The following is a 25,980-nucleotide window of genomic DNA, read 5'->3' as shown; positions in this document are numbered from 1 at the left end:
CGGGAAGCCTGGTCGGCAACGTCATATCGGACCGGCTTCAGGGAGGCGCCCATGCCGGGCAATCCTGCCGTGCTCATCAGCGGGCTGACCAAGACCTTCGGCCACGTACGCGCCCTGGACGGGCTGGATCTCACCGTGCACACGGGCGAGATCCACGGCTTCCTCGGCCCCAACGGCGCGGGCAAGACCACCACCCTGCGCATCCTCCTCGGGCTGCTGCGGGCCGACTCCGGCCACGCCGAGCTCCTCGGCGGCCACCCGTGGCGCGATGCTGTCGAGCTGCACCGGCGGCTGGCCTACGTGCCCGGCGACGTCGTGCTGTGGCCGACCCTGTCCGGCGGCGAGACCATCGACCTGCTCGGCAGGTTGCGCGGCGGCCTCGACCAGCGCCGCAAGAAGGCGCTGCTGGAGCGCTTCGACCTCGACCCGACCAAGAAGGGCCACGCCTACTCCAAGGGCAACCGGCAGAAGGTCGCGCTCGTCGCCGCCCTGTCCTCCAACGTGGAACTGCTCCTGCTCGACGAGCCCACCGCCGGGCTGGACCCGCTCATGGAGGCCGTCTTCCGCGAGTGCGTGACGGAAGAGCGCGGCAACGGCCGCACGGTGCTGCTGTCCAGCCACATCCTGGCCGAGGTCGAGGCGCTGTGCGACCGGGTCACGATCGTCCGCGACGGTCGCGCCGTCGAGAGCGGGACCCTGGCCCAGCTGCGCCACCTGACCCGCACCTCCGTCGCCGCCGAGCTCGACCGGATCCCCGAGCTCCCGGGTGTGCACGAGCTGATGGTCGACGGCTCCCACGTGCGCTTCGAGGTCGACGCGGACCAGCTCGGCGAGACGCTGCGCATCCTCACCGAGTCAGGTGTACGCGGGCTCACCTGCAGGCCGCCGACGCTCGAGGAGCTGTTCCTGCGTCACTACCGGAGCGCGCCATGACTGGCACCTTCGAGCTGGTACGGCTGGCGCTGCGCCGTGACCGCCTCATGCTCCCGGTCTGGATCGTCGTCATCACCGGAGCCGTCGCGGGCACCGCCTCGGCGATCGCCGAGCTCTACCCCGCCATGGAGCAGCGCGTCGCTCTCGGCGTCACCATCGGCTCCACCCCGGCGCTGCAGGGGATCACCGGGCCGGTCTTCGACGCCACTTCCGTCGGCGGGCTGACCGCCTGGCGCGCCACGAACCTGGCCGCCGTCCTCGCCGGTTTGATGAGCATTCTGCTGGTGACGCGGCACACACGCGCCGAGGAGGAGACGGGCCGCGCGGAGCTGATCGGCTCCTGCCCGGTCGGCCGCCACGCGATCCCGGCCGCCGCGGTGATCCTGGCGGCGGGCGCGAACCTCCTCCTCGCGCTCCTGCTGACGCTGGCTCTGTCCGGTCAGGGGCTGCCGATGGCCGGTGCGCTGGCCTTCGGCCTCGCTGTGGGCGGCGTCGGCTGGCTGTTCGCCGGGGTCGCCGTGGTGGCGGCCCAGCTGGCCGAGCACGCGCGCTCCGCCAACGGGGCGGCCGTCTCGGTGCTCGGCCTGGCCTTCCTGCTGCGCGCCTCGGGTGACGCGGCCGGCATCGAGGCCCTGTCGTGGGCGTCGCCGCTGGGCTGGGCGCCGCGGGTTCGGGCGTTCGCCGGCGAACGGTGGTGGGTGGCCGGCCTGCTGGTCCTGACCGGGCTCGTGCTCGTCGGGCTCGCCGCGCTGCCGGCCAGGCGGCGTGATGTGGGCAGCGGGTTGCTGCCGGCCAGGCGGGGCCCGGCGGACGCGGCACCGAGGCTGGCCAGTCCGCAGGCGCTCGCGTGGCGGTTGCAGCGGGGCGGGCTGCTGGGCTGGGCGGCCGGCTTCGCGGTCGTCGGGGCCATGCTCGGCGCGCTGGCCACCAGCGTGGGAGACGTCGTCGATGACAACCCGCAGCTCGCCGCGATCCTGGAGCGGATGGGTGGCGCGGGCGCGCTCGTCGACACCTTCCTGGCCGCGGAGATCGGGATACTCGGCCTGGTCGCGGGTGGCTTCGCCGTACAGTCGGCGTTGCGGTTGCAGGCTGAGGAGGTCGCGCTCCGCGCCGAGCCCGTGCTGGCCGGGGCCGTATCGCGCCGGGAGTGGGCGCTCAGCCACCTGGTCATGGCCCTTGGCGGCACCGCGGCCGTCCTGACCGCGGGCGGGCTGGCCGCAGGATCGGCCCACGGTGCCCGCACGGGTGAGATGGCCGAGCAGGTCATCCGGCTCCTGGGCGCGGCGTGGGTGCAGGTGCCGGCGGCGTGGGTGCTCGCCGGAATCGCCATGCTGCTGTTCGGCCTGCTCCCTCGGTATACCGCCCTGGCCTGGGCGGCGCTGGCGGCCTTCGCGCTCCTCGGCCAGCTCGGCGAGCTTCTCCAACTGGACGACTGGATCAGGAGCCTCTCGCCCTTCGCCCATCTGCCGCAGGTTCCCGCCCAAGACGTGAGCGCCGCTCCGCTGCTCTGGCTGACCGCCGTCACGGTGGCGCTCGCCCTCGTCGGGATCGCCGCCTTCCAGCGGCGCGACCTGGCCGGCAACTGACCTGGAGGGAGATGACCCGCGGTGAACACCCGTCCCACCATGCTCGGCATCGCCCTGTGCGTGCCGTACCTGTGGCTGCGCTATCTGGCCTGAGACTCCGTTCGCTCGACCCGGCGGTGAGCATTCGGTTTCGAGGTCGTGCAGGCTGCGAAGATGACTCTTGCACAGAGCAACGGTCTGCTAGTCTCGGGGCTGGGTGAGCCGGGAAGCCTGGTCGGCGTCCGACGTCCCGGCGCCGGACATCGCAGGGCCGTACACGATGGATCCCCGGCGCTTGCCGCAGGCCATGATCCTGCCGCGGCGGCAGGGCTACCGAGGAACACGCCACCATGGACACCTTCACCGTCGACATCGACCGGCACGGCACCGTGGTGGTCCTCCGCCTGCACGGCGAGCTGGACATGCTCACCGCGCCGACCCTGCGCGACTGCCTCGTCGTGGCGCTAGCCGAGTTCCGGTCCCCGACGCTGGTGATCGACGCCGCCGCGCTCACCTTCTGCGACTCCAGCGGCCTGTCGGTCCTGCTCGGCGGCCTTTCCCTGGCCGAGTCGGCCGGTGGGAGCCTGGCGCTGAGCGCGGTGGACGGGCGGCTGCTGCGGTTGCTGCAGCTCACCAGCCTGACGGAGCGCTTCCAGATCTTCCCGACCACGCAGGAAGCCGTCACCCGCCTGGGGTGAGATAGAAAGAGCTCATGCAAGAACTCGACATGGTCAGCTCAGCCGTGCTGACCGGCTCGCGGGTGCTGGTGGCCATCGCCGCCCGCTCCCTGGCAGCCGTCGAGGAGAGGGTGACGCTGCCGCAGTTCCGCATGCTCGTCGTGCTGTCCGGCCACGGCGAGACCAAGCTCGTCACCATGGCCGAACTGCTGGACGTCAACTCCTCCACCGCGATGCGCATGGCCGACCGGCTCGCCGCCGCCGGCCTCATCGTCCGTGAGGTCAACCCGGACAACCGGCGCGAGACCCTGATGCGGCTCACTCCCGAGGGGCGGCGGCTGGTCGACGAGGTCACCGCCCGCCGCCGCGCGGAGATCGACTCGATCGTCTCCCGGATGGCGCCGGAGCACCGCCGGGCACTGGTCGAGGCCATGGCCGCCTTCAACGAGGCCGCCGGCGAGCCTCCCGCCGACGGCTCCCACCCGCTCGGCTGGCCGTAACCCCTCGCGGGTGACACCCCCGCCTAATCGCCGCGGGCTTCCCGCCCCTCTCGGCGTGCCGTCGACGGGAGGGCCGCGGCGATGCAGTCGAGGACGCGCTCCAGCCCGTACCGGAACTGGTCGTCGCGGCTCAGGTGCGGCTGGCGCGCCTCCATCACGATCTTGGTGAAGATCGGGTACTTCCCGCTCTTCACCAGCTGCTGGATGTACGGATAGCTCCGCGCCATCCACTCCGGCTCGCTGAGCCCGCTGCGGCGGAGCTCCTCGGCCGAGCTGATCTCCTCGCGGACGGCGCCCTCGACGTAGCCGTTCAGGATCGCCATGAGGGCGAGGTTCTCGTCGATGGAGACGTGGGCGTCGAGCACTCCCATCAGCCGTTCGATCAAGAGCAGCTGGTTGGGGCCGAGGCTGGGGAGCGACCGCTGCACGGTGGCGATCCACGGGTGCCGCAGCCACATCGCCCGCACCTCGTAGGCGTAGCGGGTCAGGTCCGCGCGCCAGTCGCCGGAGGGCACGCCCTCGACGTCGATCTCGCCCATCAGCCGGTCGGCCATGAGCATGACGAGGTCGTCGCGGCTCGGGACGTACCGGTAGAGGGACATCGCGCCCGCGCCGATCTCGGCGGCGATGCGGCGCATGGTGGCGGCCTCCAGCCCCTCGGCGTCGGCGATCCGGATCGCCGCCTCGGTGATCTGCGCGCGGCTGTAAGCCGGTCTGGGCCCGCGGGCCGGGCGCTCGGGCCGCATCCAGATGCTCACGTACTCGGCGTCGGTCATCGCTTCACCCCCTACTTGCGTACATCGTACCCAGTAACTTACGCTGGCCGTCATAAATGCGTACGCCGTACCCAGTGGAGGAGTCGTGACGGATCCGATCGTGGTCGCCGAGGGGCTGCACAAGTCCTTCGGCGACACCCATGCGCTGCGGGGCCTGGACCTGAGCGTCCCGCGCGGAACGGTCTGCGGCGTGCTGGGGCCCAACGGCGCGGGCAAGACGACCGCGGTGCGCATCCTGGCGACCTTGTCCGATCCCGACGCCGGGCACGCCCGCATCGCCGGATACGACGTCGTCCGCCAGGCCGACAAGGTGCGGGAGAGGATCGGGCTCGCGGGCCAGTACGCCGCCGTGGACGAGAAGCTCACCGGCCGCGGCAACCTGCGCATGTTCGGGCGCCTGTACCACCTGTCCCGCCGCGAGGCGCACCGGCGGGCCGACGAGCTGCTCGAACGCTTCGGGCTGACGGACGCCGCCGACCGCCCGGTCGCCGGCTACTCCGGCGGCATGCGGCGCCGCCTCGACCTGATCACCTGCCTCATCCTGCGCCCCGAGGTGCTGTTCCTGGACGAGCCGACCACCGGCCTGGACCCGCGCAGCCGCGGCGAGATCTGGGACAGCGTCCGCGAGCTGGTGGCGGACGGCACCACGGTGCTGCTCACCACGCAGTATCTGGACGAGGCCGACCGGCTGGCCGACGACATCGCCGTCGTCGACCACGGGCAGGTGATCGCCACCGGCACGCCCGACGAGCTGAAGGCCACGATCGGGGACCGCCTCGACGTCGTCCTCGAAGACCCCGCCGCGTTGCCTGCGGCGGCAGCCGTACTGCATGCCCTGGCAGGGACCGATCCCGCGGTGACGGACGCCGGCCGGCTCAGCGTCGCCCTGCCCGCCGGCGGTTTCCGGCTCGCCGACATCGTGCGCGAGCTCGACCGCGCCGGGGTCGAGGCGGCCGACGTACGGCTGCGCCGTCCCACCCTCGACGAGGTGTTCCTGCGCCTCACCGACCGGAAGGAGCACGTCTGATGACCGCCCTCTCCTCGCCGCTGGGCCGCCTGCGCTGGACGTTCGCCGACGGGCTGACCCTGGTCGGCCGCGAGCTGGGACGGCTGCGCCGGCAGCCCGGGGAGCTCGTCGCCGCGCTGGTCTTCCCGGCCGTCATGGTGGTGCTGTTCGGGTACGTCTTCGGCAGCGCGATCCAGGTGCCGGGCGGCGGCGACTACCGCGAGTACCTCATGCCCGGCCTGTTCGCGATGGTGACCTTCACGGCCGCGCAGGGCGTCATGGCCCGGGTGGCCGCCGACGCCTCCCGCGGCGTGATGGACCGGTTCCGCTCCATGCCGATGGCGCGCCTGGCGGTGCCGTTCGGGCAGACCGGCGCCGACCTGCTGGTCGGCCTGGCGTTCCTGGCCGTCATGGTGGGCACGGGCCTGCTGGTGGGCTGGCAGCCGCACCGCGGCCTGGTCCCCACCGTCGAGGCGTTCCTGCTGATGACCGTGCTGCGGTACGCGCTGAGCTGGGTGGGCGTCTATGTGGGCCTGGCGGTGAGGAACGAGGAGGCCGCCAACGCGCTGGTGCCGCTGTTCCTGCCGTTCACGATGGTGTCCAACGCTTTCGTGCCGACCGGCGGCATGCCGGGATGGCTGCGGTTCCTGGCCGACTGGAACCCGGTGAGCGCGCTCACCGCCGCCTCCCGGGAGCTGTTCGGCAACCCGGGCGTCCCGTCCGGCGACGTGGCCTGGCCGCTCGCGCACCCGGTGGCCGCCGTCCTGCTCTGGTCGGCCGCGCTGCTGGCGGTGTTCGTCCCGCTGTCGCTCCGCGCCTTCATGCGCAGGGGACGGTGACCGGCCGGGCCGGTGGGCCGCCGCCGATCAGCGAAGAGGACCGCGACGCGGCGGTGCTGCGGCTGCAGGAGGCGTACGCCGAAGGGCACATCTCGCACGAGGAGCTGGACGCACGCCTCCACCAGGCGCTCACCGCCAAGACGCCCGGCGAGCTCGCGTCGGCTCTGATCTCGCTCCCGGAGAAGGCGGGCGCCGCGTCCACGATCGCCGCCGTCAGCGGACGGATCCGGCGGCGCGGCGCATGGCGGGTGCCTCGCTTCCTCAAGGTCGAGTCGGCATTGGGGAGGGTGCGCCTGGACCTGTCCCGTGCGGTCTTCGAGCATCCGGTGGTCGACATCGAGCTGCACCTCGGTACCGGCGGGGCCGGCATCACGGTGCCTCGCGACGCGATCGTCGACGTCGAGGGGCTGCGCACCGGGTGGAAGGACCTGCGTTACAGGACCCGGCGGCGTTCCCGCTCCGGCGGGCCGAGGATCCGGATCTCCGGGACCGTGGGGCTGGGGCGGTTGAAGATCCGCCACGCGCGGCGCTGAGGCCCCATGCGGACGCCTCCGGTGGGCCTCGACTCCGGGAAGATCGTGCACAGGATGGTGAGAGGCGGCTGCCCGGTCCTTTTGGGAACCATTCCGAGAGTCATGCGAGGGGACATGACCAGATCTGCGTAGACCTACTGGCTCAGGAGTACCCAGGTTGCGGGAATGCCCGTATGCGCCGTTATCTGCTCAGCCACAGTGGAGACCACTTGGTCGGCGACATCGTCAGGGAGGTCTCCCTGGTTCCACCGTGCCATCTCGTGCCCGATAGCAGGGTGATCGAGGGTGATTGGCGGAGTCGCGGCACAGGCGGCCAATGGCTTGACCGGCGGCGCGGGAGTTCAGGCGGTCACGAGCCGAGACTTTCCAAATTGGTGATAGAGCCTGGATGCATGTCCCCTCGGAGAGGATGACCATATGGATCACTCGGAGATCGTCATCGGCCGAGGGAGGCAGTCCGATCATGTGCTGATCCAGGTTCTCGGCCGTATGCATCCCGGCCGTACCGACTTCTGGGACGGGAACTGGCTGGCCTCGCCCATCCACGTGATGGGGACCTCATCGAACTTCCAGTGGTTGATCTCGACCCGTTCGCCTTCGAAGTCCAGGACAACCGGGCAGGCGGTGAACCACTCATCCTCATCGAGGTCCCACACCAGGAGCGCCCTGGTCAGACGTCGGCCGACGAGGCGAGCCAGCCTCGTCCCATGAACGGAGATGACCGCAGAACGCCCGCTCAACCGCTCCGGCCGCCGTACGCCCGCGGGACCTCCCGCGCCCGCCCCGCGCGTCATGCTCCTCCGTCATCTGCACCCCCTCCTTCCGGTACGGCGAGGCCGGGCAGGTCAGGCGGTTCCCGGGCCCTTACCCGGCACCCGTTTCGCGCAATGTCAGGAACGTTCCAACTCTCGTCCCGGCCGGGAGATTCGACGAAGGGGACCCTCCATCCCGGGCCATCCGGACAGACGGAAAATCAGGTGACATTTCATGTCATTTGCCGGAATGCTGGGTCGGGCCGATGAATTTTGTCGGTGTCGCCAGTCAGTCTTGGCATGACCACAACAACGTATGCGAACGAAGGCCGGGACACCGGCCTTGACCATGTCATGCCCGACAACCCCGATCGAGGTACCGTGACCGTCTCCCAGCTCGACCCACCCGCCAAGTCCGAGACCCCCGCCCCAGGTCGCACGCCGGCCGTGATCCGTCTCCTGGTGCTGGCCACGTTCGTGGTCATCCTCAACGAGACGATCATGATCAACGCGATCCCCCGGCTGATGACCGCGCTGAGCATCACCGAGCAGACCGCGCAGTGGCTCTCGACCGCCTTCATGCTGACCATGGCCGCGGTGATCCCCATCACCGGGTGGTTCCTGCAGCGGGTCTCCACCCGCCACGCTTACGCCACCGCGATGGGCTTGTTCCTGGCCGGCACGGCGTTGGCCGCCGTCGCGCCGACGTTCGAGGTACTGCTGGGCGCCCGGATCATCCAGGCGTCCGGGACGGCCGTGATGATGCCGCTGTTGATGACCACGCTGATGCAGGTGGTGCCCGAGGCTGACCGGGGCCGGGTGATGGGCAACGTCACGCTGGCCATCTCGGTCGCGCCCGCGATGGGTCCGGCGGTGTCGGGAGTGATCCTCCAGTTCGGGTCCTGGCGCCTGCTGTTCGCCGTGGTGCTCCCCATCGCCGCCGCGATCACCTGGGGCGGCCTGCGCCAGCTCAAGAACGTCGGCGAGCCGCAGTTCAGCACCATCGACTGGCTGAGCGTGATGACCGCCGCGGCCGGCTTCGGCGGCCTGGTCTACGGGCTCAGCCGGTTCGAGGGCGGCGACGTCGGCCTCGCCGTCGCGATCACGGCGGCCGGCCTGGCCACCATCGCGGTCTTCGTCGTCCGCCAGCTGTTCCTGCAGAAGCGCGGCGTGCCGCTGATGGACCTGCGCACCCTGCGCCACCGCACCTACACGGTCGCGCTGGTCCTGATGTCGGTGGCCTTCATGGCGATGCTCGGCTCGATGATCCTGCTGCCGCTGTACCTGCAGAACATCCGCGAGCTCAGCGCCCTGCAGACCGGGCTCCTCGTGATGCCGGGCGGCCTGGCCATGGGGCTGCTCGGCCCGACCGTCGGCCGCCTGTTCGACCGGTACGGCGGGCGGGTGCTGGTCATCCCCGGCGCGATCGGCATTATGATCGCGCTCGCCGGCTTCACCCAGGTCACGATGACCATGCCGTTCTGGCTGCTCCTCGGCCTGCACGCGCTGCTGATGGTGAGCCTGGCCGCGACCTTCACCCCGGTGTTCACGCTCGGGCTCGGCGCGGTTCCCCCGCAGCTCTACTCCCACGGCAGCTCGATCCTGAGCACGCTGCAGCAGGTCTCCGCCGCTTTCGGCACCGCGCTCGTGGTCACCGTGATGGGCGCGCGAGCCGACGCGCTGAAGGCCGAGGGAGTCACCGAGACGCTCGCCAACCTCGACGGCATGCAGCTGGCCTTCATCATCGGCGCGGTGCTGTCGGTGGCCGTGGTCATCACGGCGCTGCTCCTCCCGGCCCGCGCGGAGAACGCCGCCGGGCACGCCGCCGGACACTAGCAACCCCGTCCTGCCCGCCTTGCTTGACCCACGGCGGGCGGACACCCTCCGGGCCGGACCCGACCGCCGAGGTCGGGCCCGGCCCGGAGCCGTTCCCGGTGACGACTGCTGTCCGGCCATGCACGATCCGGGCCAGCCGCTCTCCGGGTGAGCGGGCTCAGCGGGCGGCGTCGGCCGCCGCAGCCGGTACGGCGGCGCGTACGGTCGCCGCGGACGCCCCGGCCGCCTGGTCGGGAATGGACCGGAGGTTGAAGGCGTAGCGGGCGACGGAGTCGGCGATCGCGTCGGAGTTGACGTCGAGCGCCGTGAGGTTGACGTTGGCGATCGTGTCGCAGGCCTGGTGGTAGCACGGGTCGTAGGGGATGCCCGCCGTACCGCCGAACAGCTCCGCCTCCGCCGCGGTCTTGGGCTGCTCGGCGCCGGTGAAGATGCCGCCCGCCGGGATGCCGGCCGCGATGAACGGGCCGTAGTCGGAGCGGCCGTCGAAGTCGGTGCCCACGGTGGGCAGGCCGCGGCCGGTGAAGAACGCCTTCAGCTGCTGCTCGATCTCGGCCGAGCCCGCCGGTCCGGCCGGGGCGCCGACGCCGTCGGAGTCGTCGCCGTCGTACAGCTTGTAGGCGTAGTTGGGCGAGGCGACCATGTCGAAGTTGAGGTAGAGCCTGATGCGGTCGCGCTGCTGCTCGGTCAGCTCGTCGACGTACTGGCCGGAGCCCAGCAGGCCGATCTCCTCGGCGGCCCAGAACGCGAAGCGGACCTTGTTGCGCACCGGGAAGTGCCGCATCTGCAGCGCGGTCTCCAGGATGGCCGCGCTGCCGGAGCCGTTGTCGTTGACGCCCGGGCCCTCCGGGACGCTGTCGAGGTGCGCGCCGACCATCACCACGTCGCGCGGGTCCCCGAAACGGGACTCCGCGATGACGTTGTGGTCGGTGCCCAGCACGAGGGTGGCGTCGACCTTCAGCCTGACGGTGGCGCCCGGCGTGCTCGCCAGCTCGTTGCCGACGGCGAAGTCGGCGAACACCATCGGGACTCCTCCCCGCCACTCGCCGATGTCGAGGGAGAACGCCTCGGTCCTGCCCGGTTGTCCCTCGTTGAAGACGATGACGCCGGAGGCGCCGGCTCGCCCGGCGTTGCGGACCTTGGTGGCGAACGGGCAGGTGCCGCGCTGGATGAGCGCGATGCGGCCGGCGACGAATCCCACGAAGTCGGAGGCCTCGCAGCCGCTGGTGGAGGTGTTGGCGTTCGGCGCCGGCGGCAGGACCAGGTCCACGCCCTGCACCTGCGCGGTCACGTCGCCGGCGGGAGAGGGCCGGAAGGTGAAGTAGTCCTCGTTGGGGACGTAGGACTTCGAGGTGGGAGCGGTCAGGTTCAGCACCGGCGGGCTGTTCTCGGCCCAGCTCTCGACGAAGTTGATCGGGTCCAGGGTGACCCGGTAGCCGGCTTTGCGCAGCTTGCCGGCCACGTAGTCGCGGGAGGCGGCGTATCCGGGCGTGCCCGCCGCGCGAGGGTGACGGCGCTGACGACGCCTTTGCGGAGGGAAGCGTGCATGTGGCTCCTCCAGGGGCCGATGACGAGCAAGATCCCCCGAGATGTCGCTTTCTGGACCGTAGCTCAGCGCCCGATGCGCGGATAGTGCACTATTTGCCAATCCTTCCGCCCTGCTCTGCCGGGGTCTTGGCTTGTCCGGTCGCTCACCTGCGCTGTGCGAAGATCCACTCTCGGATGCCGGGAATGGCGTAGGCGATCGCCCAGGTGCCCAGGTGGTTGTTCAGGCTGGTGTCCGCCTGCCACTCGGGGACGACCGTGCCCCTCTCCAGCACCGCGTAGTTGATCGAAGCGGCCTCGGCCACCATCCTGTCGACGTGGACGTCGAACTGCTGCGCGGTGGACCGGCCGTTCCAGACCGCGCGGCTGACCTTGGCGCCGCCCCTCTCCAGGACTCCCGTGATCACGCTCATGCCCGGGTAGGCGCTGCCGTCGCCCTGCGAGACCACGATCCACAGCCTGTCCCGGGCGAGCGGGGCCACCTCGGCGGGATCCCACCGGCAGGCCACCAGGTAGGAGGCCGCGAACAGGTTGGGATACGCGATGTTCATCGCGATGGCCAGCATGCCGCCGCCCCCCTGGCCGGTCGCGTACAGCCGGTCCATGTCGATGCTGTACTGGCCGGCCAGCGACCTGATCAGGCTCACGGTGGTGTCCCGCATGCTGGTCGCCTGATAGTTGTCGCCGGCGACCAGCCCGGCGTACTGCGGCGCCAGCACCAGGCACGGGTGCCTGGTCTGGTCCTCCGGGCTGGCCCAGCAGACGGCGCCGAGCCCCTGGACCAGGGTGGTCAGCACGTCGGTGCTGGTCGCGGCGGCATCGTGCATGAACACGACCAGCGGGTAGGCCGTGCCGGCGTCGTAGTCCCGGGGGACGAACAGGTTGTACTGGAGCGTGTCCCCGGTCGTGGTGTCCTTGTACGCGAACTGGTTGAAGTCATCGACGATCGGGTTGATCACCTTGCTGGTGGCGACAGCCGTACCGGTCGGCGAATAGGTGGTGTCGTCCGTCGTCGTCACGGTCTCGGTCTGGGTCACCGACGCCTTCGCCGTCTTCACGCCGCCGGAGAGCCCCGAGGAATAGTGGAGCGAGGTGCCGGAGTCGTCGGGCGAGAGCGTGACGATCACGTATTTCCCGTTCCTGCCCTTCTGGGCCGTGGCCGCCGAGGTGTTGGCGCGCACCTCGACGACGGTCCGCCCCCTCACCGTGAAGGCCGATCTGGCCAGCTTCGTGTCGTCGATGTCCTTGTCGTACTCCACGGCCACGGCGACGATCCTCATGCCGTTCCCGAACACCTCGGTGATCGCGGTGGCGCTCTTGATGGGCCCGGCGCCGGTCGCCCCGCCGTACGTCGTGGTACCCCTGGGTATCGGGAAGCTGACCCAGCGGGAGCCGGTCGCTCCCGACCCGCAGGCCGCAGCGCCCAGCGCCAGCGCGGTCGCTCCGAAAGCCCTGGTCAAGAAGACGCGCCGAGAATGCATCCCACGCCCCCGTCCAACTCGCGGAACGCCTTTCCCCCTGAGATCATGATCACGCCTTCGACCTGGGCCATGACGGACTTTTTGCCGGATGCTTACCTGCGGAAAGGCCGGCCGCGGGCATTGCCCGCCCAAGGCGCCGAACCCTCTCGCGCACCCCTGCGTACCTTCCGGTGACCTGCCCGGGCGAAGAGCCGGAAGGAGAGCGGTGGCACGTGCGTGTTCGACAGCGTCCGATCGTCGTCATCACGGCTCTGAGTGGTTCCGTGCTTCTCGGCGGCTGCGTCGCCGCGGCGGGCGGCGAGACCGGCCCCGGCCCGCGCGCCCAGGCGGTCGCCGCCTCCACCGCGCCGACGCCGGCCGACCCGGGCCTCGTCGAGGCCAGGGGCGGTCCGCTCAGCGCGGCCGATCGTGACCTTCTGGTCAAGGTACGGCTGGCCGGACTGTGGGAGCTCCCGGTCGGGCGCCAGGCGGCCCAGCGCGCCGCCCGCGCCAGGACCCGGGAGAACCTCGGCCAGATCGCCCGCATGCACGTCGACCTGGATGCCGACGTCCGATCCGTCGCCGCCAAGCTCCGCGTGCCCCTGCCCGACGAGCCCAACGCCGACCAACAGGCCTGGATCGCCGAGATCTCCGGCAAACAGGGACTCGCCTACGACCGCACCGCCGTCATGCGCCTGCGCATGGCCCACGGCAAGGTCTTCCCCCTCATCGCCCAAGTCCGCGCCAGCACCCAGAACACCCTCATCCGCGACTTCGCCGAACGCTCCGCCAAATTCGTCAACACCCACATGGACATGCTGGAGGCCACCGGCTTCGCCGACGCCGCCGCGCTGCCGCCGCCCCCGGAGGTCACCGGTCCCGTCCCCGTGCCGCCCGACGAGGACCTTCCCCGGGAACCCGCCGCCGCGTCGCTGCCCACCCCGGACGGGCTGGCCGTCGAGGACGTCCCCGAGTCGAGCGAGGAACCGGCCCCCACCGAGTGGGGCCCGCTCAGCGGCGCCGACCGTGACCTCCTGGTGAAGGTACGGCAGGCGGGGCTGTGGGAGATCCCCGTCGGACGGCAAGCCGCCCAGCGCGCCAGCCGCGCGAAGACCCGGGAGAACCTGGGCGAGATCGCCCGCATGCACGTCGACCTGGACGCCGACGTCCGATCCGTCGCCGCCAAGCTGCGCGTGCCGCTTCCCGACCTGCCGAGCGATGTCCAGCAGGGCTGGATGGCGGAGATCTCCGGCCAGGACGGCCTGGCCTACGACCGCACCGCGGTGGCGCGGCTGCGCATGGCCCACGGCAAGGTCTTCCCCGCCATCGCCCAAGTGCGGGCCAGCACCCAGAACACCCTCATCCGGGACTTCGCCGAACGCTCCGCCAAATTCGTCAACGCCCACATGGACATGCTGGAGGCCACCGGCCTCGTCGACGCCGCCGCGCTGCCGCCGCCCCCGGAGGTCGCCGCCGCCAAGCCGGCCGGTTCCGGGCAGACCTCCCCGGACGGGGTGGTCCCGACCGAGTGGGGTCCGCTCAGCCCGGCCGATCGTGACCTTCTGGTCAAGGTACGGCTGGCCGGACTGTGGGAGATCCCGGTCGGGCGCCAGGCGGCCCAGCGCGCCGCCCGCGCCAGGACCCGGGAGAACCTCGGCCAGATCGCCCGCATGCACGTCGAGCTGGACGCCGACGTCCGATCCGTCGCCGCCAAGCTCCGCGTGCCCCTGCCCGATGAGCCCAACGCCGACCAGCGGGCCTGGATCGCCGAGATCTCCGGCAAACAGGGACTCGCCTACGACCGCACCGCCGTCATGCGCCTGCGCATGGCCCACGGCAAGGTCTTCCCCCTCATCGCCCAAGTCCGCGCCAGCACCCAGAACACGCTGATCCGGGACTTCGCCGAACGCTCCGCCAAGTTCGTCAACGCCCACATGGACATGCTGGAGGCCACCGGCCTGGTCGGCCCGAACGCGCTGCCGCCTCCGCCCGACGCCGACGACGCTCCCGACCCGGTGCCCTTCGGCGAACCCGCACCCACCGAGCCGCCCGCCACGGCCCTGCCCCGGCCCACCGGCCCGTGACCGGCGCTCCTCTCACGGGCTACCTCAAGGCCGCGGCCCCGAACGAGACGCTGAACCGCTTGCACCAGATCGTCACGCTCGTCAGCGTGTCGAGATCGGCGTTGGCCGGAATGGGGTAGTTGGCGTTGCCCTTGTTGCCCTTCAGATGCCCGAGCTCCAGGTAGCGCCCGTCGTCGAAGTTGAACCAGCTCTTGGTGACCGGCTGGTCGCTCAGCCAGACCCGCAGGTCGGGGCCGTCGGAGGTCTTCAGGTTCTCCAGGCGCAGCACGCGCGACCCGTCGGGCAGCCTCAGCACTCTCGCGGTGCCGGTGGTCGTGTGCTCGTGCGTGACGAGCCTGCCCGAGGCGATCTCCTCGATCTTCCTCGGGGACTCGCTCGCCGGCTGCTGCGCCGGGGTGTCTGAGGCCGCGGCAGCCGTACGGTCGCCCGCAGCGGACGGGACCGTGGGCAACGCCTCGTTCACCTCGACGGTCGTGAACAGGCGCCACGGCTGGAACAGGTACATCGCGACGGCGAACGCCACGGCGCCCACGCCGAGGAGCGCCAAGGTCACCGGATGCCTGATGAACTTCATGGGTCAAGGCCACCACGAAAAGCGCTGGTCAGCCCTTACATGTCGGTTACGGCGCGCTACCCGACCGCGGGGCAGTACGTCATGGTTTTCTGGCTTGACAGGGTTCACGTCGCGGGACGGGCCCACACCGACGCGCCCTGCCAGTCGATGGCGACGACCGGCTCGTCGCCCACCACCCAGGCGTCGTGCCCCGGCGGCAGGGAGGTGATCTCGCCGGGCCCCGCCTCCGTCTCGGTGCCGTCCTCCATCACCACATGGATGCGCCCGGAGATGTGGTACTGCTGATGCGGCGCCATGCACAGGTCGGTCCCGGCCACCGGCTTGACGTGCTCCGTCCACCGCCAGCCGGGCTGCACGGTGATCCTGCCGACCTGGGCGCCGCCCGCGAGATTGACCAGCTCCAGCCGCCAGTTCTCCCCCTCGCGGACCTCGTCAGGGTTGTCGAATGACACGTGCTCGAACGGCTGCGTCGTCATGGTGATCCCCCCGAACCATTGAGACGTCATTCACGCTATGCCCGGCGACTCAGGCGTCAAGCGTGCGCGCATCGCCGAGCGGCATCAGCACGGCAGCCCGCCATCCGTCGGCCTTGACCGCCGCCTCGTAGAAGGCGATGTAGTCCTTCCGGGCGCCGGGGAATTCATAGAACCTCCCCGCGTAGGGGAACGGATCATCCTGGAAGCATCCGCTGTAGTCGTCCCGGGCGAGGGCGCCGCGCGGGTGGACGGCGAGGATCTTCTGCGCTTTCAGCACTGGGATCAGGTCTTCCTCCGCAGCGGTGCATTCCGAACCGGTGACGCTCGTCAGGGCCGCGTACGCGAGCCCGCTCGACAGGAGAGCCGTTACCGCCAATCCAATGAAGATCTTCACAGGCCCGGAGCGGACTGTCATGGTCGGAGCGTACCGGACCAGGTCAACCGGCCCAAGGAAGCCCCCGTTTTGAAGGTTCTACCCGGTAAATCCTGGCAATATCGCGGAAAAGTTTCACCAGGAGGTTCAACGATACGGTTAAAGGCATGGATACCGACATCAAGGACACCGTCCATGCCGTCGAGGCCGCCACCGTCATGCGCCTGCTCCCGGCCCGCCCGCGGGTGCTTGCCCTGGGCGAGCCCACCCACGGCGAGGACACGCTGCTCGACCTGCGCAACGAGCTCTTCCGGCAGCTCGTGGAGCGGGAGGGCTACCGGACGATCGCCATCGAGAGCGACTGCCTGAGGGGCCTGGTCGTGGACGACTACGTCACCTCGGGCACGGGCACCCTCGACGAGGTCATGGAGCGCGGCTTCAGCCACGGGTGGGGCGAGTCCGCGGCCAACCGCGAGCTCGTGCGCTGGATGCGCGCCTACAACGAGGGCCGTCCCGCGTCCGAGCACCTGCGCTTCGCCGGCTTCGACGGCCCGCTGGAGATCAGCGAGGCCGCGAGCCCCCGGCAGGCCCTCACCGCGCTGCACGGCTACCTCGCGAACCTGGTGGACGCGGACCTGCTCCCCTGCGACGCGGAAACGCTCGACCGCCTGCTCGGCGCCGACGACCGGTGGGCCAATCCCGCCGCGATGCTGGACCCCTCCCAGTCGGTGGGGCGGTCGGCCGAGGCCGGGCAGCTGCGGCTGCTCGCCGACGATCTGGTGGCGCTGCTCGACGCGCAGACGCCGCACCTGATCGCGGCGTCCTCGCGGGAGGACTGGGACCGGGCGCGCCTGTACGGGCGCACCGCCACCGGCCTGCTGCGCTACCACTACTGGATGGCCGAGGCCGCATCGAGCCGCCTGGCGCGGCTGTGCGCGCTGCGGGATTCGATGATGGCCGCCAACCTGCTCGCCCTGGCCGAGCGGGGCCCGACGCTGGTCCACGCCCACAACAGCCATCTCCAGCGGGACAAGAGCTCGATGCGCATGGGCGGCCAGCCGCTGGAGTGGTGGAGTGCCGGCGCGATCGTGAACGCCCACCTGGACGAGGAGTACGCCTTCCTGGCCACGGCCCTCGGCACGATCCGGCACCAGGGCGTGGACGCCCCGCCCCCGGACACCGTCGAAGGGCTCCTGTACGCGCTCCCGGAGGAGCGCTGCCTCGTCAACGCCCGCCGGCTGGCCGCCATCCTCGCCGACGCGACGCCCGCTCCCCGCGTGTCCCCCTGGTTCGGCTATGCCCCGCTGGACCCGGCCCACCTGGCCGAGTACGACGGGCTCGTGTTCGTCAAGGACGTCTCACGCACCCAGGCTCCCCCGGCCTTCAGCGCGGCGACATGAGCCGGGGCGGCCGGCTGGGCTTGCGCGCGGCGAGCCGTTCCACGATGCCCAGCTTGAACCGGTCGTGGCGTTCGACGGTGAGGCCGTGCTCGCCGAGATGCTCGATCGGGCGCCGCAGGAAGTGCTCCCCGCCCATGGGTACGGTCACCAGCTCCAGCAGGCGTTGCACGAGGCGCGCCGGCCACGCCGAGGCCGCGACGTGGTCGGCGAGCAGCAGCAGCCCGCCCGGGCGCAGCACTCGCACCATCTCGCCGACGGCGCGCCGCTCGTCGGGGATGGCGCACAGCGAGAACGTGCAGACGACCGTGTCGAACGCGCCGTCGGGGAAGTCGAGCGCCTGGGCGTCCCCCTCCCGCAGGTCGGCCTCCCTGCCGAGCTCGGCCGCCCGCCGCCGGGCGATCTTGAGCATCTCGGGGCTCCACTCGATCCCGGTCAGCCGTACGCCGTCGGGATAGTGGACCAGGTTGAGCCCGGTGCCGACCGCCACCTCCAGCACGTCGCCGGCGGCCTCTGAGCAGATCCACGCGCGGGTGTCGCCGAACAGGCGCCGGTCGAAGAAGCCCATCTGCCTGTCGTAGGAGCCCGCGTTCCTGTCCCAGTACCGGCGCAGGCGCTCGGCGCGAGTCTCGGGAGCCATGCCCCACCATCCTTCCGGCTTCCGGCGGCGTCACCGCGACAGCCGACTCCCAGTCTGCGCGGTCGCGCGTCAGGGTGCGGGGAGCGGCTACTGCTTGGTGACGTGCTCGGGGCGCACCACGATGACCACCCGGCGCTCGGCGTCCCCGACCGGCGGCTGGTACGGCAGGCCGTACCGCCTGGCCAGGACGTCGAAGAACTCGCCGGACGGATCCGGATCGACGCGCTCCACCCGGCCGCGGATCTCCAGATAGCGGTACGGCTGGCCGGGGTCCATGATCGACAGCGCGACATGCGGCCTGGCGGCGGCGTTCCTGCCCTTCTGCCGGTCGCTGGTGGTGGTGAAGCGGAGGAGCTCGCCGTCCCAGATCGTCCACACCGGGGTCACCTGGGGGGTGCCGTCGGGCATGAGAGTGGCGAGGTGCGCGAACAACGGGCGGGTCAGCAGGTCGGCGTGGCTGTCCGGAATGAGGGTCATGTCCGGCAAGCTATCAAAGCTTTGATGGTAATCAAAACCTGTATAGTGCTTCCTGTGACACTGCCCGCCGAGGAGCGTCTCGGGCTCGACCTGAAGCGCACGGAGCAAGTGCTGATGGCCGCCAAGCACGCGGCGGTCAGGACCGCCGGCCTGACCGTGCCGCAGTACGCCGCGCTCTTCGTGCTCGCCGAACATCCGGGGATCTCCAACGCCGCGCTGGCGCGGGCCTGCCTGGTGACGCCGCAGGCCTCCAACGTCGTGCTGAAGAACCTGCTGGAGCGAGGGCTCGTGGAGCGCACCCCGCACCCCTGGCACGGCTCCGTCCTGGAGACGCGCCTGACCGACGCCGGCCATGCGGCCCTTCGCGCCGCCGACGAGGCGGCCGTGGTGATCGAGCAGCGGATCAACGCGGCGTTCACCCCGGAGGAGCGGGCGACCCTCAAGGACCTGCTCCACCGCTTCCGCGAGGCCGTCGGCGAGGAATGACTCCTCCTGAAACGCCTCCAGCTCAGCGAGACCCCTGACTCGGTACGGACGGCGTCCATGCCGGCGGCTTGCCCTCCACGGGAGTAGAACAGCCGGTCGTTGGAGAGGAGTGCCCCATGGGATACATCACCGTCGGTAACGAAAACAGCACCACCATCGAGCTGTACTACGAGGACCAGGGATCCGGTCAGCCGGTCGTCCTCATCCACGGCTACCCCTTGAACGGGCACAGCTGGGAGCTCCAGACCCGCGAGCTGCTCGCCGCCGGCTACCGGGTCGTCACCTACGACCGCCGCGGCTTCGGCCAGTCCAGCAAGGTCGGCAGCGGCTACGACTACGACACCTTCGCCGCCGACCTCAACACCCTCCTGGAGACGCTGGACCTGCGCGACGTCATCCTCGTCGGGTTCTCCATGGGCACCGGCGAACTCGCCCGCTACGTGAGAACCTACGGCCACGAGCGAGTCGCCAAGCTGGCGTTCCTGGCGTCGCTGGAGCCGTTCCTGGTGGCGGCCGACGACAACCCCTCCGGAGTGCCGCGGTCGGTGTTCGACGGCATCGCCGAGGCCGCCCGGACCGACCGTTATGCCTGGTTCACCCAGTTCTACAAGGACTTCTACAACCTGGACGAGAACCTGGGCAGCAGGATCAGCCAGGAGGTCGTCACCGCCAGCTGGAACACCGCCACCACCTCCGCCCCGGTCGCCGCCTACGCGGTGGTGCCCGCCTGGATCGAGGACTTCCGGGAGGACGTGGCCGCGGTCCGCGCCGCCGGCAAGCCGTCACTGATCCTGCACGGCACCAAGGACAACATCCTCCCGATCGACTCCACCGGACGCCCGTTCCATGAAGCGTTCCCGGAGGCGGACTACGTCGAGATCGAGGGCGCGCCGCACGGCCTGCTGTGGACGCACGCCGCCGAGGTCAACCAGGCATTGCTGGCCTTCGTCGGCAAGTGACCCGGCGGTGCCCCGTCACCCCTGCCCCGGCGTGTAGCGCCACAGCCGGATACCGCTGCGCGTGGCGGTGCCGGCTTCCGAGTATTCAGCACAGGCGAACGCACCGGCCACAGGCGCGGTTCTGAAGCGAAAGGCGGCGGGCCGGCGGGACCTCCGGGCACCACCAGGCGGTGAGGTCGTCGTCACCGCACAGCGGTGACGCTACTTGTCCTCGGCGGTCTCCTTGGCCTCAGGGTGATCCAGCACAAGGTCGTACGTCGTGGGGAACAGCTGCCGGAACGCGGTGTCCTGTCCCTTACTGGGGAAGGCCTCGATCACGATCTTTCCCTCGCGGGTTACGTCTCTGACGTGGTCCACGGTGTACTGATGCACCTCGTCCGCGCCGCGAGGCGTCGGCTGTCCACTGTCCGGCTGCTCCGACACCCGTACCTCCGAGATCAAAGGGCTTCACCACTGATTCTGCCCGACGACCCGGCACCGCACGCGCTCGCGTCCGACCACGTCGTCCAGTGCGGCGGATGGGAGTCGGCGACGAACCAGCCGGGCGGCGGCGGGCCGACGTCCGGCGGGACGACGAGCGTGCAGACGCCGGGGGGCGGATGGCCGCTCGCCGCGTCGAACAGCTCCACCTCCGTCCACCAGACCCGGTGGACGAGCTGCACCCGGATCCCCCAGTGCACGCGCCTGTCCACGGCCACCCGGCCATGGGAGATCGCGGGCAGCCAGTCGCGGCCGGCGCGCGGCGCGGACTTGGGGGCGATGTCGGCGAGGAAGGCGATGTTCGCCGCGGCCAGGACGGCCGCCAGCGCGTGCAGGCGATGGCGGCGCACGAGGGACGCGGCCGCCGTGATCGCCGCGAGCAGCGCCAGAGCCGCGAGCGAGGCCGGGAGCATGCGCAACGAGTCACGCGAGCCGCTGAGGAAGGCGACCTCCGGGAAGTCGAAGAGGATGAACGAGTAGCGGCTCAGCCGGTCGCCGGCGTAGAACGCCGCGACGCCGCCCGAGACCGCGAGCAGCACGACCGCCCAGAACGCCGGCCGTACCGGAACCCGCCGCCCGGCGCGGACCAGCACCACCAGCCCGGCCAGCGTCCAGGCCACGGCGACGCAGGCGAGGTAGCGGCCGTAGGCGTAGTTGCCGACCCGGTGCTCGTCGGGCAGCGCGGCCGAGGAGGCGTAGGCGATGCCCAGCGTGACGACCAGCAGCGCGGACGCGGTCAGCCGGTGGGGGCTGCCGCGCCGTACCGCCGCGGAGACGCCGGCGGCGAGGCCCAGCCCGGCCAGTCCCCACGTGGCGACGATGAGGTACCACAGCTGGCCGAGCGCGCCCGACACCGCCCACGCCTGGCCGTCGAGGCTGGTGATGCGGCTGAGCAGCAGGCCGGCGAGGTCGCGGACGCCGCCGGGGTAGAGCGCGGCGGACAGGGCCCGGTTCAGCAGCCAGCCCGCGGCCGCCACCGCGCCCGCCACGGCGAGCGGCACGAACCTGCGGGCGCGCACCGTCACCAGGACGAACACCGCGAGGACGACGGTGCCGCGCATGTGCGCGGTCATCGCGAAGCCGGACAGGACCCCGCCGACGACGCCCGCCCTGGTCGATCCGGTGCGAAGGAGGTCGTGTACGGCGAGCAGCCAGCCCAGCAGCACCGTGGGCAGGACCGCGTCGACCAGCGCCAGGCCGGAGAAGACCAGCAGGGAGGGGCCCAGGCTCGCGACGAAGGCCAGGACGAGGGCGGGCTTGCCGGAGACGTCCAGCCTGCGCAGGACGTGGTAGCTCAGCGGGAACGCGCCGGCCGCGGCCGCCGAGCCGACGAGGACGACGATGCGGTAGACCGTCTCGGGATCGCTGGTCAGCCAATAGGCCGGGACGAGGAGCAGGGCGTAGCCGGCCTGGTAGAAGGTGCTGCCCGAGTAGTCGGCGTCGGCGCCGCCCGCCAGCCAGCGCGCGGCCACCAGATAGCCGACCTCGTCGGGGTTGGCCACGGGCCCGGTGTGATGGCGGTACAGCCACAGCCGCACCAGCAGGTGGATGATCCATCCCCCGATCAGCGCCCACCGCAACCGGGCCTGCACGGCGGCGGGTGCCTCTTGAATGATCACCCGGCAAAGTCCAGCGAACGCCCGCTAACCACCGCGTAACCGACAGCGGTTATCCAGGCGTTATCCCGTACGGCTGCCGCCGCGGATCAGGCGGGACGCCCGGGACGCGCCCACCATGGCCTCCGGCGCCGACATCGCGACCGTCAGCGTCAGCGATGCGGTCGGCTCCTGGCCGCGCGGACTGGTCCTGCGCGCCGGGCTTGGGCTCGTCCGGCCACGCTGTCAGGCTCTCCGGTCGGCCGGCCTTATCTGCGCGAGGAAACGCCTGATCGAGGCCACCGACACCTCGTAATTGCGACTCCGCAGACGGTCGCGGATGCCGTACTCCCGGAGCGTCGGGTCCTTGGTGACCAGCTCGACGATGAGCCGGCGGATCTCCTCGGACGGCAGCGGCGCGTCCTCGTCGTTCTCCACCCGGTCGTCGGTGTGGATGATCTGGATTTCAGGCTTGTCGGTGTCGTCGTCGTAAACCATCGAGCCTCCCAGCCTCGTGCCCCGACGGTAAAGACGGCATCGGGTGCAGGTCCACGACAGAAGGTGGCGCGAACCTGACGACTGCCCGCAGGAGTCCGCCGGGCCACCGCGCCGATCCGCGCCGCTCGATGGATCTCGATACCTAGGCTGGTGCCCGTTCACGCTCGGCTGTCAGCGTGCCGGCCATCGGCGCCGCCGTACCGACCTGAGAAGGGACCATGGTCACCGGTGACCGTCCATGTCGCGGTAGTGGATCCTCTGCCCATGTTCCGGCAGGGAGTGGCCGTCGTGCTGTCTGAGGCGGGTTACGCGGTCGAGGCGCCGGAGGACGTGCTGGCATGGCTGCGTCCCGGGCGGCGGAGCCTCGTGCTGCTGACGCTGGAGCGTGAGCAGGACTGGGATGTGCTCGCGAAGTTACGGGACGCGGAGGCGACGGATGCCGTGATCGCGCTGGTGGGGAAGGACGTGGCGGTGCTGGGAGTGAAGGCGGTGCGGACCGGCGCCCGATCGGTGCTCCCGCGTGAGGTGTCGGCGGGGACGCTGCGGCGCACGGTGGAGGCGACCGTCGACGGTCAGGCAGTGCTGCCGGCGGCCGTCGCCGCGGCGCTCGCCCGGGACATGCCCGCGGGCGCCACAACCTCGCGGTCGCCGACCCCGGAGCAGCTGGCGTGGCTGCGCCAGCTGGCGGCCGGCGCGACGGTGGCGCAGCTCGCTGACCGGGCCGGGTATTCGGAGCGGGCGATGTTCAGGCTGCTGCAGTCGTTGTACAAGGAGATGGGCGTCCGCACCCGCATCCAGGCGATCATCCGGGCGCAGGAGTTGGGCTGGCTCCACGTCGAGGCCGGCCGTCCGGGTTAGGGGCCCCGGTTCAGGCGCCGCCGGGATGGTGGAGCATGCCGGAGACCGCCTCGATCACCGGACGCAGCCGGTTCGGCCGCCGACCGGTCCTGTCCAGCCGCCGAAGCAGAGTGATCATGCGCTGGGTCAGGCCGGGCGCGGCGACGAGCGGACGCCCCGCCTTCTCGAACGCCCTGATCGCCGCGGAGAGGTCGGCCTGGCCGTCGTCCAGATGGATGCCGCAAATGGCGAAGCCCTTGAACTCCCATGCGGCGAAGTCCCGCCCGTCGCGCTCGATCCGTTCCGTCGCCTCCTTGCGCAGTTGCCGGAAGAGCTCGGCCGCCTTGCCGGGATTCGACTGGTGCCGGGCGACCAGCGCGTGCAGGGCGAGCACGAGGAGGGAGCGGCCTTCCTGCCTGAACCGGGCGGCTCCCTCGATGGCGCGTGCGGCCTCGCCGTACATCTCCCTTCTCAGGTGGGCGAGGCAGAGAGTCGTCCGCGACTGGAGCAGGACGACAGGGTCGTGCACCCGCAGGGCCTGCTCCTCGGCCCTGCACGCCTGCCGGATCGCCCCCGCGATGTCATCCTCGTCGAGCAGCCAGTCGGCGTACGCGTCCAGGTAGGCGGCCCGCAACCGGTCGCCCTCGCGAGCGGGCAGCTCCTCCTTGGCGACGTCGAGAAGGCGCTCCGCGTCGGACATCTTCCCCAGCTCGGCATGCCATCGGGCCAGCTTCAACGCGATCTTGACGGTTCGGGTCGCGGCGTCGGCCTGAGCCCGCTGTCCCGACGGATACTCCGGCAGCCGCGGCAGGGCGAGCGCCTGGCGGGCGTACTCGACGGCCCGGTCGTACTCGCCCCAGCGCCGGTGGCAGTCGGCCAGCCCTTCGAGCGGGCCCATCTGGAGTTGCAGGTTGCCCGCTTGCTTCGCCTCCGCCAGGGCGACGGCGTACTCCTCGCAGGCCTCCTTGATCCGGTTCTGCTGCCAGTACATCGTCGCGAGGTTGAAGCGGATCTTCGTGCGGCTGGTGGGGTCGTTGCGGGCCTCCGAGTAGTCCAGCGCCCTCCGGTACGCCTCCGCCGCCTCGCGGAACCGTCCGCGCGACGCGTAGAGGTCGCCGAGCACGGTCTCGTTCGCCATCTCCCAGTGGGAGTCCTCCATCCTGCCCCTGATGGTTTCGCGCTGGTCGAGCAGCATGAACGCGCAGTTCCAGTCGCGGAGCACCCCATCAATGTGCTGGATCCATTCATAGGCCGATTCGTAAAGCCCGGCTCGCAGCAGCGCGTCCAGCGCGGCGAAGTGAAGGTGCAGGTCGTCGATGCCGCGAGGGTGGCCTTCCTTACGCCGCCACAGCGCATCCGCGGCCGCGAGCAACAGATTCCTCCATTGTTCGCTGTCCTCGGGCAGCCAGCCCGCGTCCGACGGCGTCAGGTAGTAGCGGTCGCCGTCGGCGATACGGACGACACGCCGGTTCAGCAGCACCTGGAGCGCGCCGGCGACCTCCTTCTGCGGCCACTCCCCGGCGAGGAGCTCCGCCACCGCGTCGACGCGGACCGGCGTCGCGAAGGCGGCGAGGACCTCCAGTACCCGGCGCTGGAGCGGGTTGAGGCTCTCGATCACACGGTAGGTGAGGGCCTGCGGCACGTCCTTGTTCTGGATTCCGGACAGTTCGTCGGCGAGGTCCCGCGCGATCATCCCCCTGTCGGTCAGGACCGCGTAGGCCAGCTCGGCGAGACGGAGGTTGCCCTGGAGTTTCGCGTAGAACGTGTCCAGCACACCGGGGTCCCGGTCCAGGCCGAGTTCGCGGTTCCTGTCGAGTTCGCCGAAGAAGGCGGCGAACTCCTCGGGCGGCAGGCCGGAGACGGTAATGGTGTACGCCACCTGGGGCCAGGTGCTCTCCCGGGAATCGGGGGAGAGCTGCGTGACGAGCACGACCGTCACGCGGTGTCCCCGGGTGGTGGCGAGGATCTCGAACGCCTCGTCCAGATCGAAGTCGACGAGGTGCTTACTGTTGCGGTCGATCAGGTGTTCGGCGCAGTCGATGACGATCACCACGGGAGTGGTGCCGAGCGCCTCCAGGGCCGCCCGGAACCGGGTGAGCGATAACTCACCGGGCTTGATGCCAGCCGCCGGCCCGGTGCCGTCTCCCTCGAGGACGTCGATCAGCGTCTTGACGTCCACCCGCCTGCCCGGGACCGCGTCGTGCCAGCATATCCGTGGCCGGTCCTCACCCTGGGCCTCCTTTTGGAGGCCGTCCACCACCGCGCGGACGAGCTTCGACTTTCCCACGCCCTGCCGTCCGCGCACGACGATGACGCCCCATGAACCGTCGAGCAGCTTCGACCGAAGCTCCTCGCTCTCCTTTCCGCGATCCAGGAGATCCGGGTATCGGCCGGCCGGCTGCGGTGTCGCACCGTCGCCAGCGGGCTGAGGAGAAGGAGCGAGCGTGCTCTCCTCACCGCCAGGGACGCCGATCGCCGTTCTGCGGCTGAGCCGTAACGACTGCCAGCTGATGACGCCGCCCGCGATGCCGGCCATCCAGCTGATGCGCTCCAGCCACTCCCAGCCAGGGGCCTTCTCCCCCTCCGGCGCCTCCCACCAGCCCGCCCGTATCCCTACGGAAACGATCGCCGCCAGGACGAAGACGGTCAACCCGCCATAAGCCGCACGCTGCCAGCCCTTTGTCC

At 70.8% G+C, this 25,980-nt stretch carries 25 protein-coding genes; 13 read left to right on the top strand and 12 right to left on the bottom strand.

The annotated features are described in order from the left end of the window. Positions 1 to 51 precede the first annotated feature (51 nt). The 4 genes from BSB02_RS26130 to BSB02_RS26115 all read left to right on the top strand — a co-directional run bounded on the left by BSB02_RS26130 (position 52) and on the right by BSB02_RS26115 (position 3,675). Positions 52 to 933, top strand: coding sequence for an ABC transporter ATP-binding protein (locus tag BSB02_RS26130; RefSeq protein WP_084962875.1), 882 nt, complete (start codon positions 52 to 54; stop codon positions 931 to 933). Beyond that, the gene (locus BSB02_RS26125) at positions 930 to 2,519 is read left to right on the top strand and encodes an ABC transporter permease (protein WP_084962873.1); all 1,590 of its coding nucleotides are present in this window, start codon (positions 930 to 932) and stop codon (positions 2,517 to 2,519) included. Before BSB02_RS26130 ends, BSB02_RS26125 begins: the two co-directional genes overlap by 4 nt. A 329-nt stretch (positions 2,520 to 2,848) precedes the next feature. Then, positions 2,849 to 3,196, top strand: coding sequence for an STAS domain-containing protein (locus BSB02_RS26120; protein WP_084962871.1), 348 nt, complete (start codon positions 2,849 to 2,851; stop codon positions 3,194 to 3,196). A gap of 14 nt (positions 3,197 to 3,210) precedes the next feature. Continuing rightward, positions 3,211 to 3,675, top strand: coding sequence for a MarR family winged helix-turn-helix transcriptional regulator (locus tag BSB02_RS26115; protein ID WP_084962869.1), 465 nt, complete (start codon positions 3,211 to 3,213; stop codon positions 3,673 to 3,675). Positions 3,676 to 3,698: 23 nt separating this feature from the next. Here the strand turns inward: BSB02_RS26115 and BSB02_RS26110 are convergent, their stop codons facing one another. Then, positions 3,699 to 4,451, bottom strand: a complete 753-nt coding sequence (locus tag BSB02_RS26110; RefSeq protein ID WP_084962867.1) for a TetR/AcrR family transcriptional regulator — start codon at positions 4,449 to 4,451, stop codon at positions 3,699 to 3,701. Between the two features lie 85 nt (positions 4,452 to 4,536). Between BSB02_RS26110 and BSB02_RS26105 the strand changes: the two genes are divergently transcribed. Genes BSB02_RS26105 through BSB02_RS26095 form a run of 3 tightly spaced genes read left to right on the top strand, consistent with a single transcriptional unit; the run spans position 4,537 to position 6,829 of the window. After that, entirely contained in the window at positions 4,537 to 5,478 is a 942-nt protein-coding gene (locus tag BSB02_RS26105; protein WP_206184890.1) for an ATP-binding cassette domain-containing protein, read from the top strand. Then, positions 5,478 to 6,296, top strand: a complete 819-nt coding sequence (locus tag BSB02_RS26100) for an ABC transporter permease (protein WP_084962863.1) — start codon at positions 5,478 to 5,480, stop codon at positions 6,294 to 6,296. Before BSB02_RS26105 ends, BSB02_RS26100 begins: the two co-directional genes overlap by 1 nt. Then, positions 6,293 to 6,829, top strand: a complete 537-nt coding sequence (locus BSB02_RS26095) for a DUF1707 SHOCT-like domain-containing protein (protein ID WP_084962861.1) — start codon at positions 6,293 to 6,295, stop codon at positions 6,827 to 6,829. Before BSB02_RS26100 ends, BSB02_RS26095 begins: the two co-directional genes overlap by 4 nt. Before the next feature lie 461 nt (positions 6,830 to 7,290). Here the strand turns inward: BSB02_RS26095 and BSB02_RS26090 are convergent, their stop codons facing one another. Continuing rightward, positions 7,291 to 7,623, bottom strand: a complete 333-nt coding sequence (locus tag BSB02_RS26090; protein WP_084962859.1) for a hypothetical protein — start codon at positions 7,621 to 7,623, stop codon at positions 7,291 to 7,293. Between the two features lie 339 nt (positions 7,624 to 7,962). Between BSB02_RS26090 and BSB02_RS26085 the strand changes: the two genes are divergently transcribed. Then, positions 7,963 to 9,417: an MDR family MFS transporter gene (locus BSB02_RS26085; RefSeq protein WP_240506661.1), complete on the top strand. Its 1,455-nt coding sequence runs from the start codon at positions 7,963 to 7,965 to the stop codon at positions 9,415 to 9,417. Positions 9,418 to 9,574: 157 nt separating this feature from the next. On the opposite strand, the gene BSB02_RS26080 is transcribed toward BSB02_RS26085, so the two are convergent. Both BSB02_RS26080 and BSB02_RS26075 read right to left on the bottom strand, forming a co-directional pair. Then, complete coding sequence (locus tag BSB02_RS26080; RefSeq protein WP_240506660.1) at positions 9,575 to 10,876, bottom strand: M28 family metallopeptidase; 1,302 nt, start codon at positions 10,874 to 10,876, stop codon at positions 9,575 to 9,577. A gap of 229 nt (positions 10,877 to 11,105) precedes the next feature. Then, positions 11,106 to 12,419, bottom strand: a complete 1,314-nt coding sequence (locus BSB02_RS26075) for a PHB depolymerase family esterase (protein WP_206184889.1) — start codon at positions 12,417 to 12,419, stop codon at positions 11,106 to 11,108. Between the two features lie 233 nt (positions 12,420 to 12,652). Between BSB02_RS26075 and BSB02_RS26070 the strand changes: the two genes are divergently transcribed. Continuing rightward, a complete protein-coding gene (locus tag BSB02_RS26070) occupies positions 12,653 to 14,503 on the top strand; it encodes a DUF4142 domain-containing protein (RefSeq protein ID WP_143591150.1) in 1,851 nt (616 codons plus the stop codon). Between the two features lie 19 nt (positions 14,504 to 14,522). Here BSB02_RS26070 and BSB02_RS26065 read toward each other — a convergent pair whose 3' ends face one another. From BSB02_RS26065 to BSB02_RS26055, 3 genes are all read right to left on the bottom strand, one after another. After that, positions 14,523 to 15,077, bottom strand: coding sequence for a DM13 domain-containing protein (locus BSB02_RS26065; RefSeq protein ID WP_084962851.1), 555 nt, complete (start codon positions 15,075 to 15,077; stop codon positions 14,523 to 14,525). 104 nt (positions 15,078 to 15,181) lie between these two features. Then, on the bottom strand, positions 15,182 to 15,553 hold the full coding sequence (locus tag BSB02_RS26060) for a cupin domain-containing protein (protein WP_084962850.1): 372 nt from the start codon (positions 15,551 to 15,553) through the stop codon (positions 15,182 to 15,184). A 49-nt stretch (positions 15,554 to 15,602) separates the two neighbouring features. After that, positions 15,603 to 15,968, bottom strand: a complete 366-nt coding sequence (locus BSB02_RS26055; protein WP_143591148.1) for a hypothetical protein — start codon at positions 15,966 to 15,968, stop codon at positions 15,603 to 15,605. A gap of 125 nt (positions 15,969 to 16,093) precedes the next feature. Between BSB02_RS26055 and BSB02_RS26050 the strand changes: the two genes are divergently transcribed. Continuing rightward, positions 16,094 to 17,326, top strand: a complete 1,233-nt coding sequence (locus BSB02_RS26050) for an erythromycin esterase family protein (RefSeq protein ID WP_084962845.1) — start codon at positions 16,094 to 16,096, stop codon at positions 17,324 to 17,326. Here BSB02_RS26050 and BSB02_RS26045 read toward each other — a convergent pair. Further along, positions 17,310 to 17,963, bottom strand: coding sequence for a class I SAM-dependent methyltransferase (locus BSB02_RS26045; RefSeq protein ID WP_084962843.1), 654 nt, complete (start codon positions 17,961 to 17,963; stop codon positions 17,310 to 17,312). The two genes, BSB02_RS26050 and BSB02_RS26045, sit on opposite strands and share 17 nt — an antisense overlap. Positions 17,964 to 18,050: 87 nt before the next feature. Continuing rightward, positions 18,051 to 18,440 (bottom strand): PPOX class F420-dependent oxidoreductase, encoded by a 390-nt coding sequence (locus BSB02_RS26040; RefSeq protein ID WP_084962841.1) that lies wholly within the window; start codon positions 18,438 to 18,440, stop codon positions 18,051 to 18,053. Between the two features lie 54 nt (positions 18,441 to 18,494). Between BSB02_RS26040 and BSB02_RS26035 the strand changes: the two genes are divergently transcribed. Further along, positions 18,495 to 18,926, top strand: coding sequence for a MarR family winged helix-turn-helix transcriptional regulator (locus tag BSB02_RS26035; protein WP_240506659.1), 432 nt, complete (start codon positions 18,495 to 18,497; stop codon positions 18,924 to 18,926). A 116-nt stretch (positions 18,927 to 19,042) separates the two neighbouring features. Then, the gene (locus BSB02_RS26030; protein WP_084962839.1) at positions 19,043 to 19,885 is read left to right on the top strand and encodes an alpha/beta fold hydrolase; all 843 of its coding nucleotides are present in this window, start codon (positions 19,043 to 19,045) and stop codon (positions 19,883 to 19,885) included. Positions 19,886 to 20,322: 437 nt separating this feature from the next. Here BSB02_RS26030 and BSB02_RS26020 read toward each other — a convergent pair whose 3' ends face one another. Both BSB02_RS26020 and BSB02_RS26015 read right to left on the bottom strand, forming a co-directional pair. Then, entirely contained in the window at positions 20,323 to 21,984 is a 1,662-nt protein-coding gene (locus BSB02_RS26020) for a hypothetical protein (protein ID WP_143591144.1), read from the bottom strand. A gap of 222 nt (positions 21,985 to 22,206) precedes the next feature. Further along, positions 22,207 to 22,458, bottom strand: coding sequence for a hypothetical protein (locus BSB02_RS26015; protein ID WP_084962834.1), 252 nt, complete (start codon positions 22,456 to 22,458; stop codon positions 22,207 to 22,209). 264 nt (positions 22,459 to 22,722) lie between these two features. Between BSB02_RS26015 and BSB02_RS26010 the strand changes: the two genes are divergently transcribed. Then, positions 22,723 to 23,316, top strand: a complete 594-nt coding sequence (locus BSB02_RS26010; RefSeq protein ID WP_206184887.1) for a helix-turn-helix transcriptional regulator — start codon at positions 22,723 to 22,725, stop codon at positions 23,314 to 23,316. A 10-nt stretch (positions 23,317 to 23,326) separates the two neighbouring features. On the opposite strand, the gene BSB02_RS26005 is transcribed toward BSB02_RS26010, so the two are convergent. Beyond that, on the bottom strand, positions 23,327 to 25,945 hold the full coding sequence (locus BSB02_RS26005) for a tetratricopeptide repeat protein (protein WP_084962830.1): 2,619 nt from the start codon (positions 25,943 to 25,945) through the stop codon (positions 23,327 to 23,329). Positions 25,946 to 25,980: the final 35 nt, after the last annotated feature.

Origin of the sequence: Thermoactinospora rubra, assembly GCF_002093975.1 — a bacterium.
In the GTDB taxonomy this organism is placed as follows: Bacteria; Actinomycetota; Actinomycetes; order Streptosporangiales; family Streptosporangiaceae; genus Nonomuraea; species Nonomuraea rubra_A.
Note: the sequence above shows the minus strand (reverse complement) of the source record. Positions and strands in the feature narration are given on the sequence as shown.

Excerpts from the sequence above, each read along its gene's own strand:
- BSB02_RS26030 (WP_084962839.1), top strand. The coding sequence starts at position 19,043 with ATGGGATACATCACCGTCGGTAACGAAAACAGCACCACCATCGAGCTG.
- BSB02_RS26050 (WP_084962845.1), top strand. The coding sequence starts at position 16,094 with ATGGATACCGACATCAAGGACACCGTCCATGCCGTCGAGGCCGCCACC.
- BSB02_RS26060 (WP_084962850.1), bottom strand. The coding sequence starts at position 15,553 with ATGACGACGCAGCCGTTCGAGCACGTGTCATTCGACAACCCTGACGAG.
- BSB02_RS26065 (WP_084962851.1), bottom strand. The coding sequence starts at position 15,077 with ATGAAGTTCATCAGGCATCCGGTGACCTTGGCGCTCCTCGGCGTGGGC.
- BSB02_RS26130 (WP_084962875.1), top strand. The coding sequence starts at position 52 with ATGCCGGGCAATCCTGCCGTGCTCATCAGCGGGCTGACCAAGACCTTC.
- BSB02_RS26015 (WP_084962834.1), bottom strand. The coding sequence starts at position 22,458 with ATGGTTTACGACGACGACACCGACAAGCCTGAAATCCAGATCATCCAC.
- BSB02_RS26115 (WP_084962869.1), top strand. The coding sequence starts at position 3,211 with ATGCAAGAACTCGACATGGTCAGCTCAGCCGTGCTGACCGGCTCGCGG.
- BSB02_RS26040 (WP_084962841.1), bottom strand. The coding sequence starts at position 18,440 with ATGACCCTCATTCCGGACAGCCACGCCGACCTGCTGACCCGCCCGTTG.
- BSB02_RS26090 (WP_084962859.1), bottom strand. The coding sequence starts at position 7,623 with ATGACGCGCGGGGCGGGCGCGGGAGGTCCCGCGGGCGTACGGCGGCCG.
- BSB02_RS26010 (WP_206184887.1), top strand. The coding sequence starts at position 22,723 with ATGTTCCGGCAGGGAGTGGCCGTCGTGCTGTCTGAGGCGGGTTACGCG.
- BSB02_RS26055 (WP_143591148.1), bottom strand. The coding sequence starts at position 15,968 with ATGACAGTCCGCTCCGGGCCTGTGAAGATCTTCATTGGATTGGCGGTA.
- BSB02_RS26110 (WP_084962867.1), bottom strand. The coding sequence starts at position 4,451 with ATGACCGACGCCGAGTACGTGAGCATCTGGATGCGGCCCGAGCGCCCG.
- BSB02_RS26120 (WP_084962871.1), top strand. The coding sequence starts at position 2,849 with ATGGACACCTTCACCGTCGACATCGACCGGCACGGCACCGTGGTGGTC.
- BSB02_RS26045 (WP_084962843.1), bottom strand. The coding sequence starts at position 17,963 with ATGGCTCCCGAGACTCGCGCCGAGCGCCTGCGCCGGTACTGGGACAGG.
- BSB02_RS26125 (WP_084962873.1), top strand. The coding sequence starts at position 930 with ATGACTGGCACCTTCGAGCTGGTACGGCTGGCGCTGCGCCGTGACCGC.
- BSB02_RS26100 (WP_084962863.1), top strand. The coding sequence starts at position 5,478 with ATGACCGCCCTCTCCTCGCCGCTGGGCCGCCTGCGCTGGACGTTCGCC.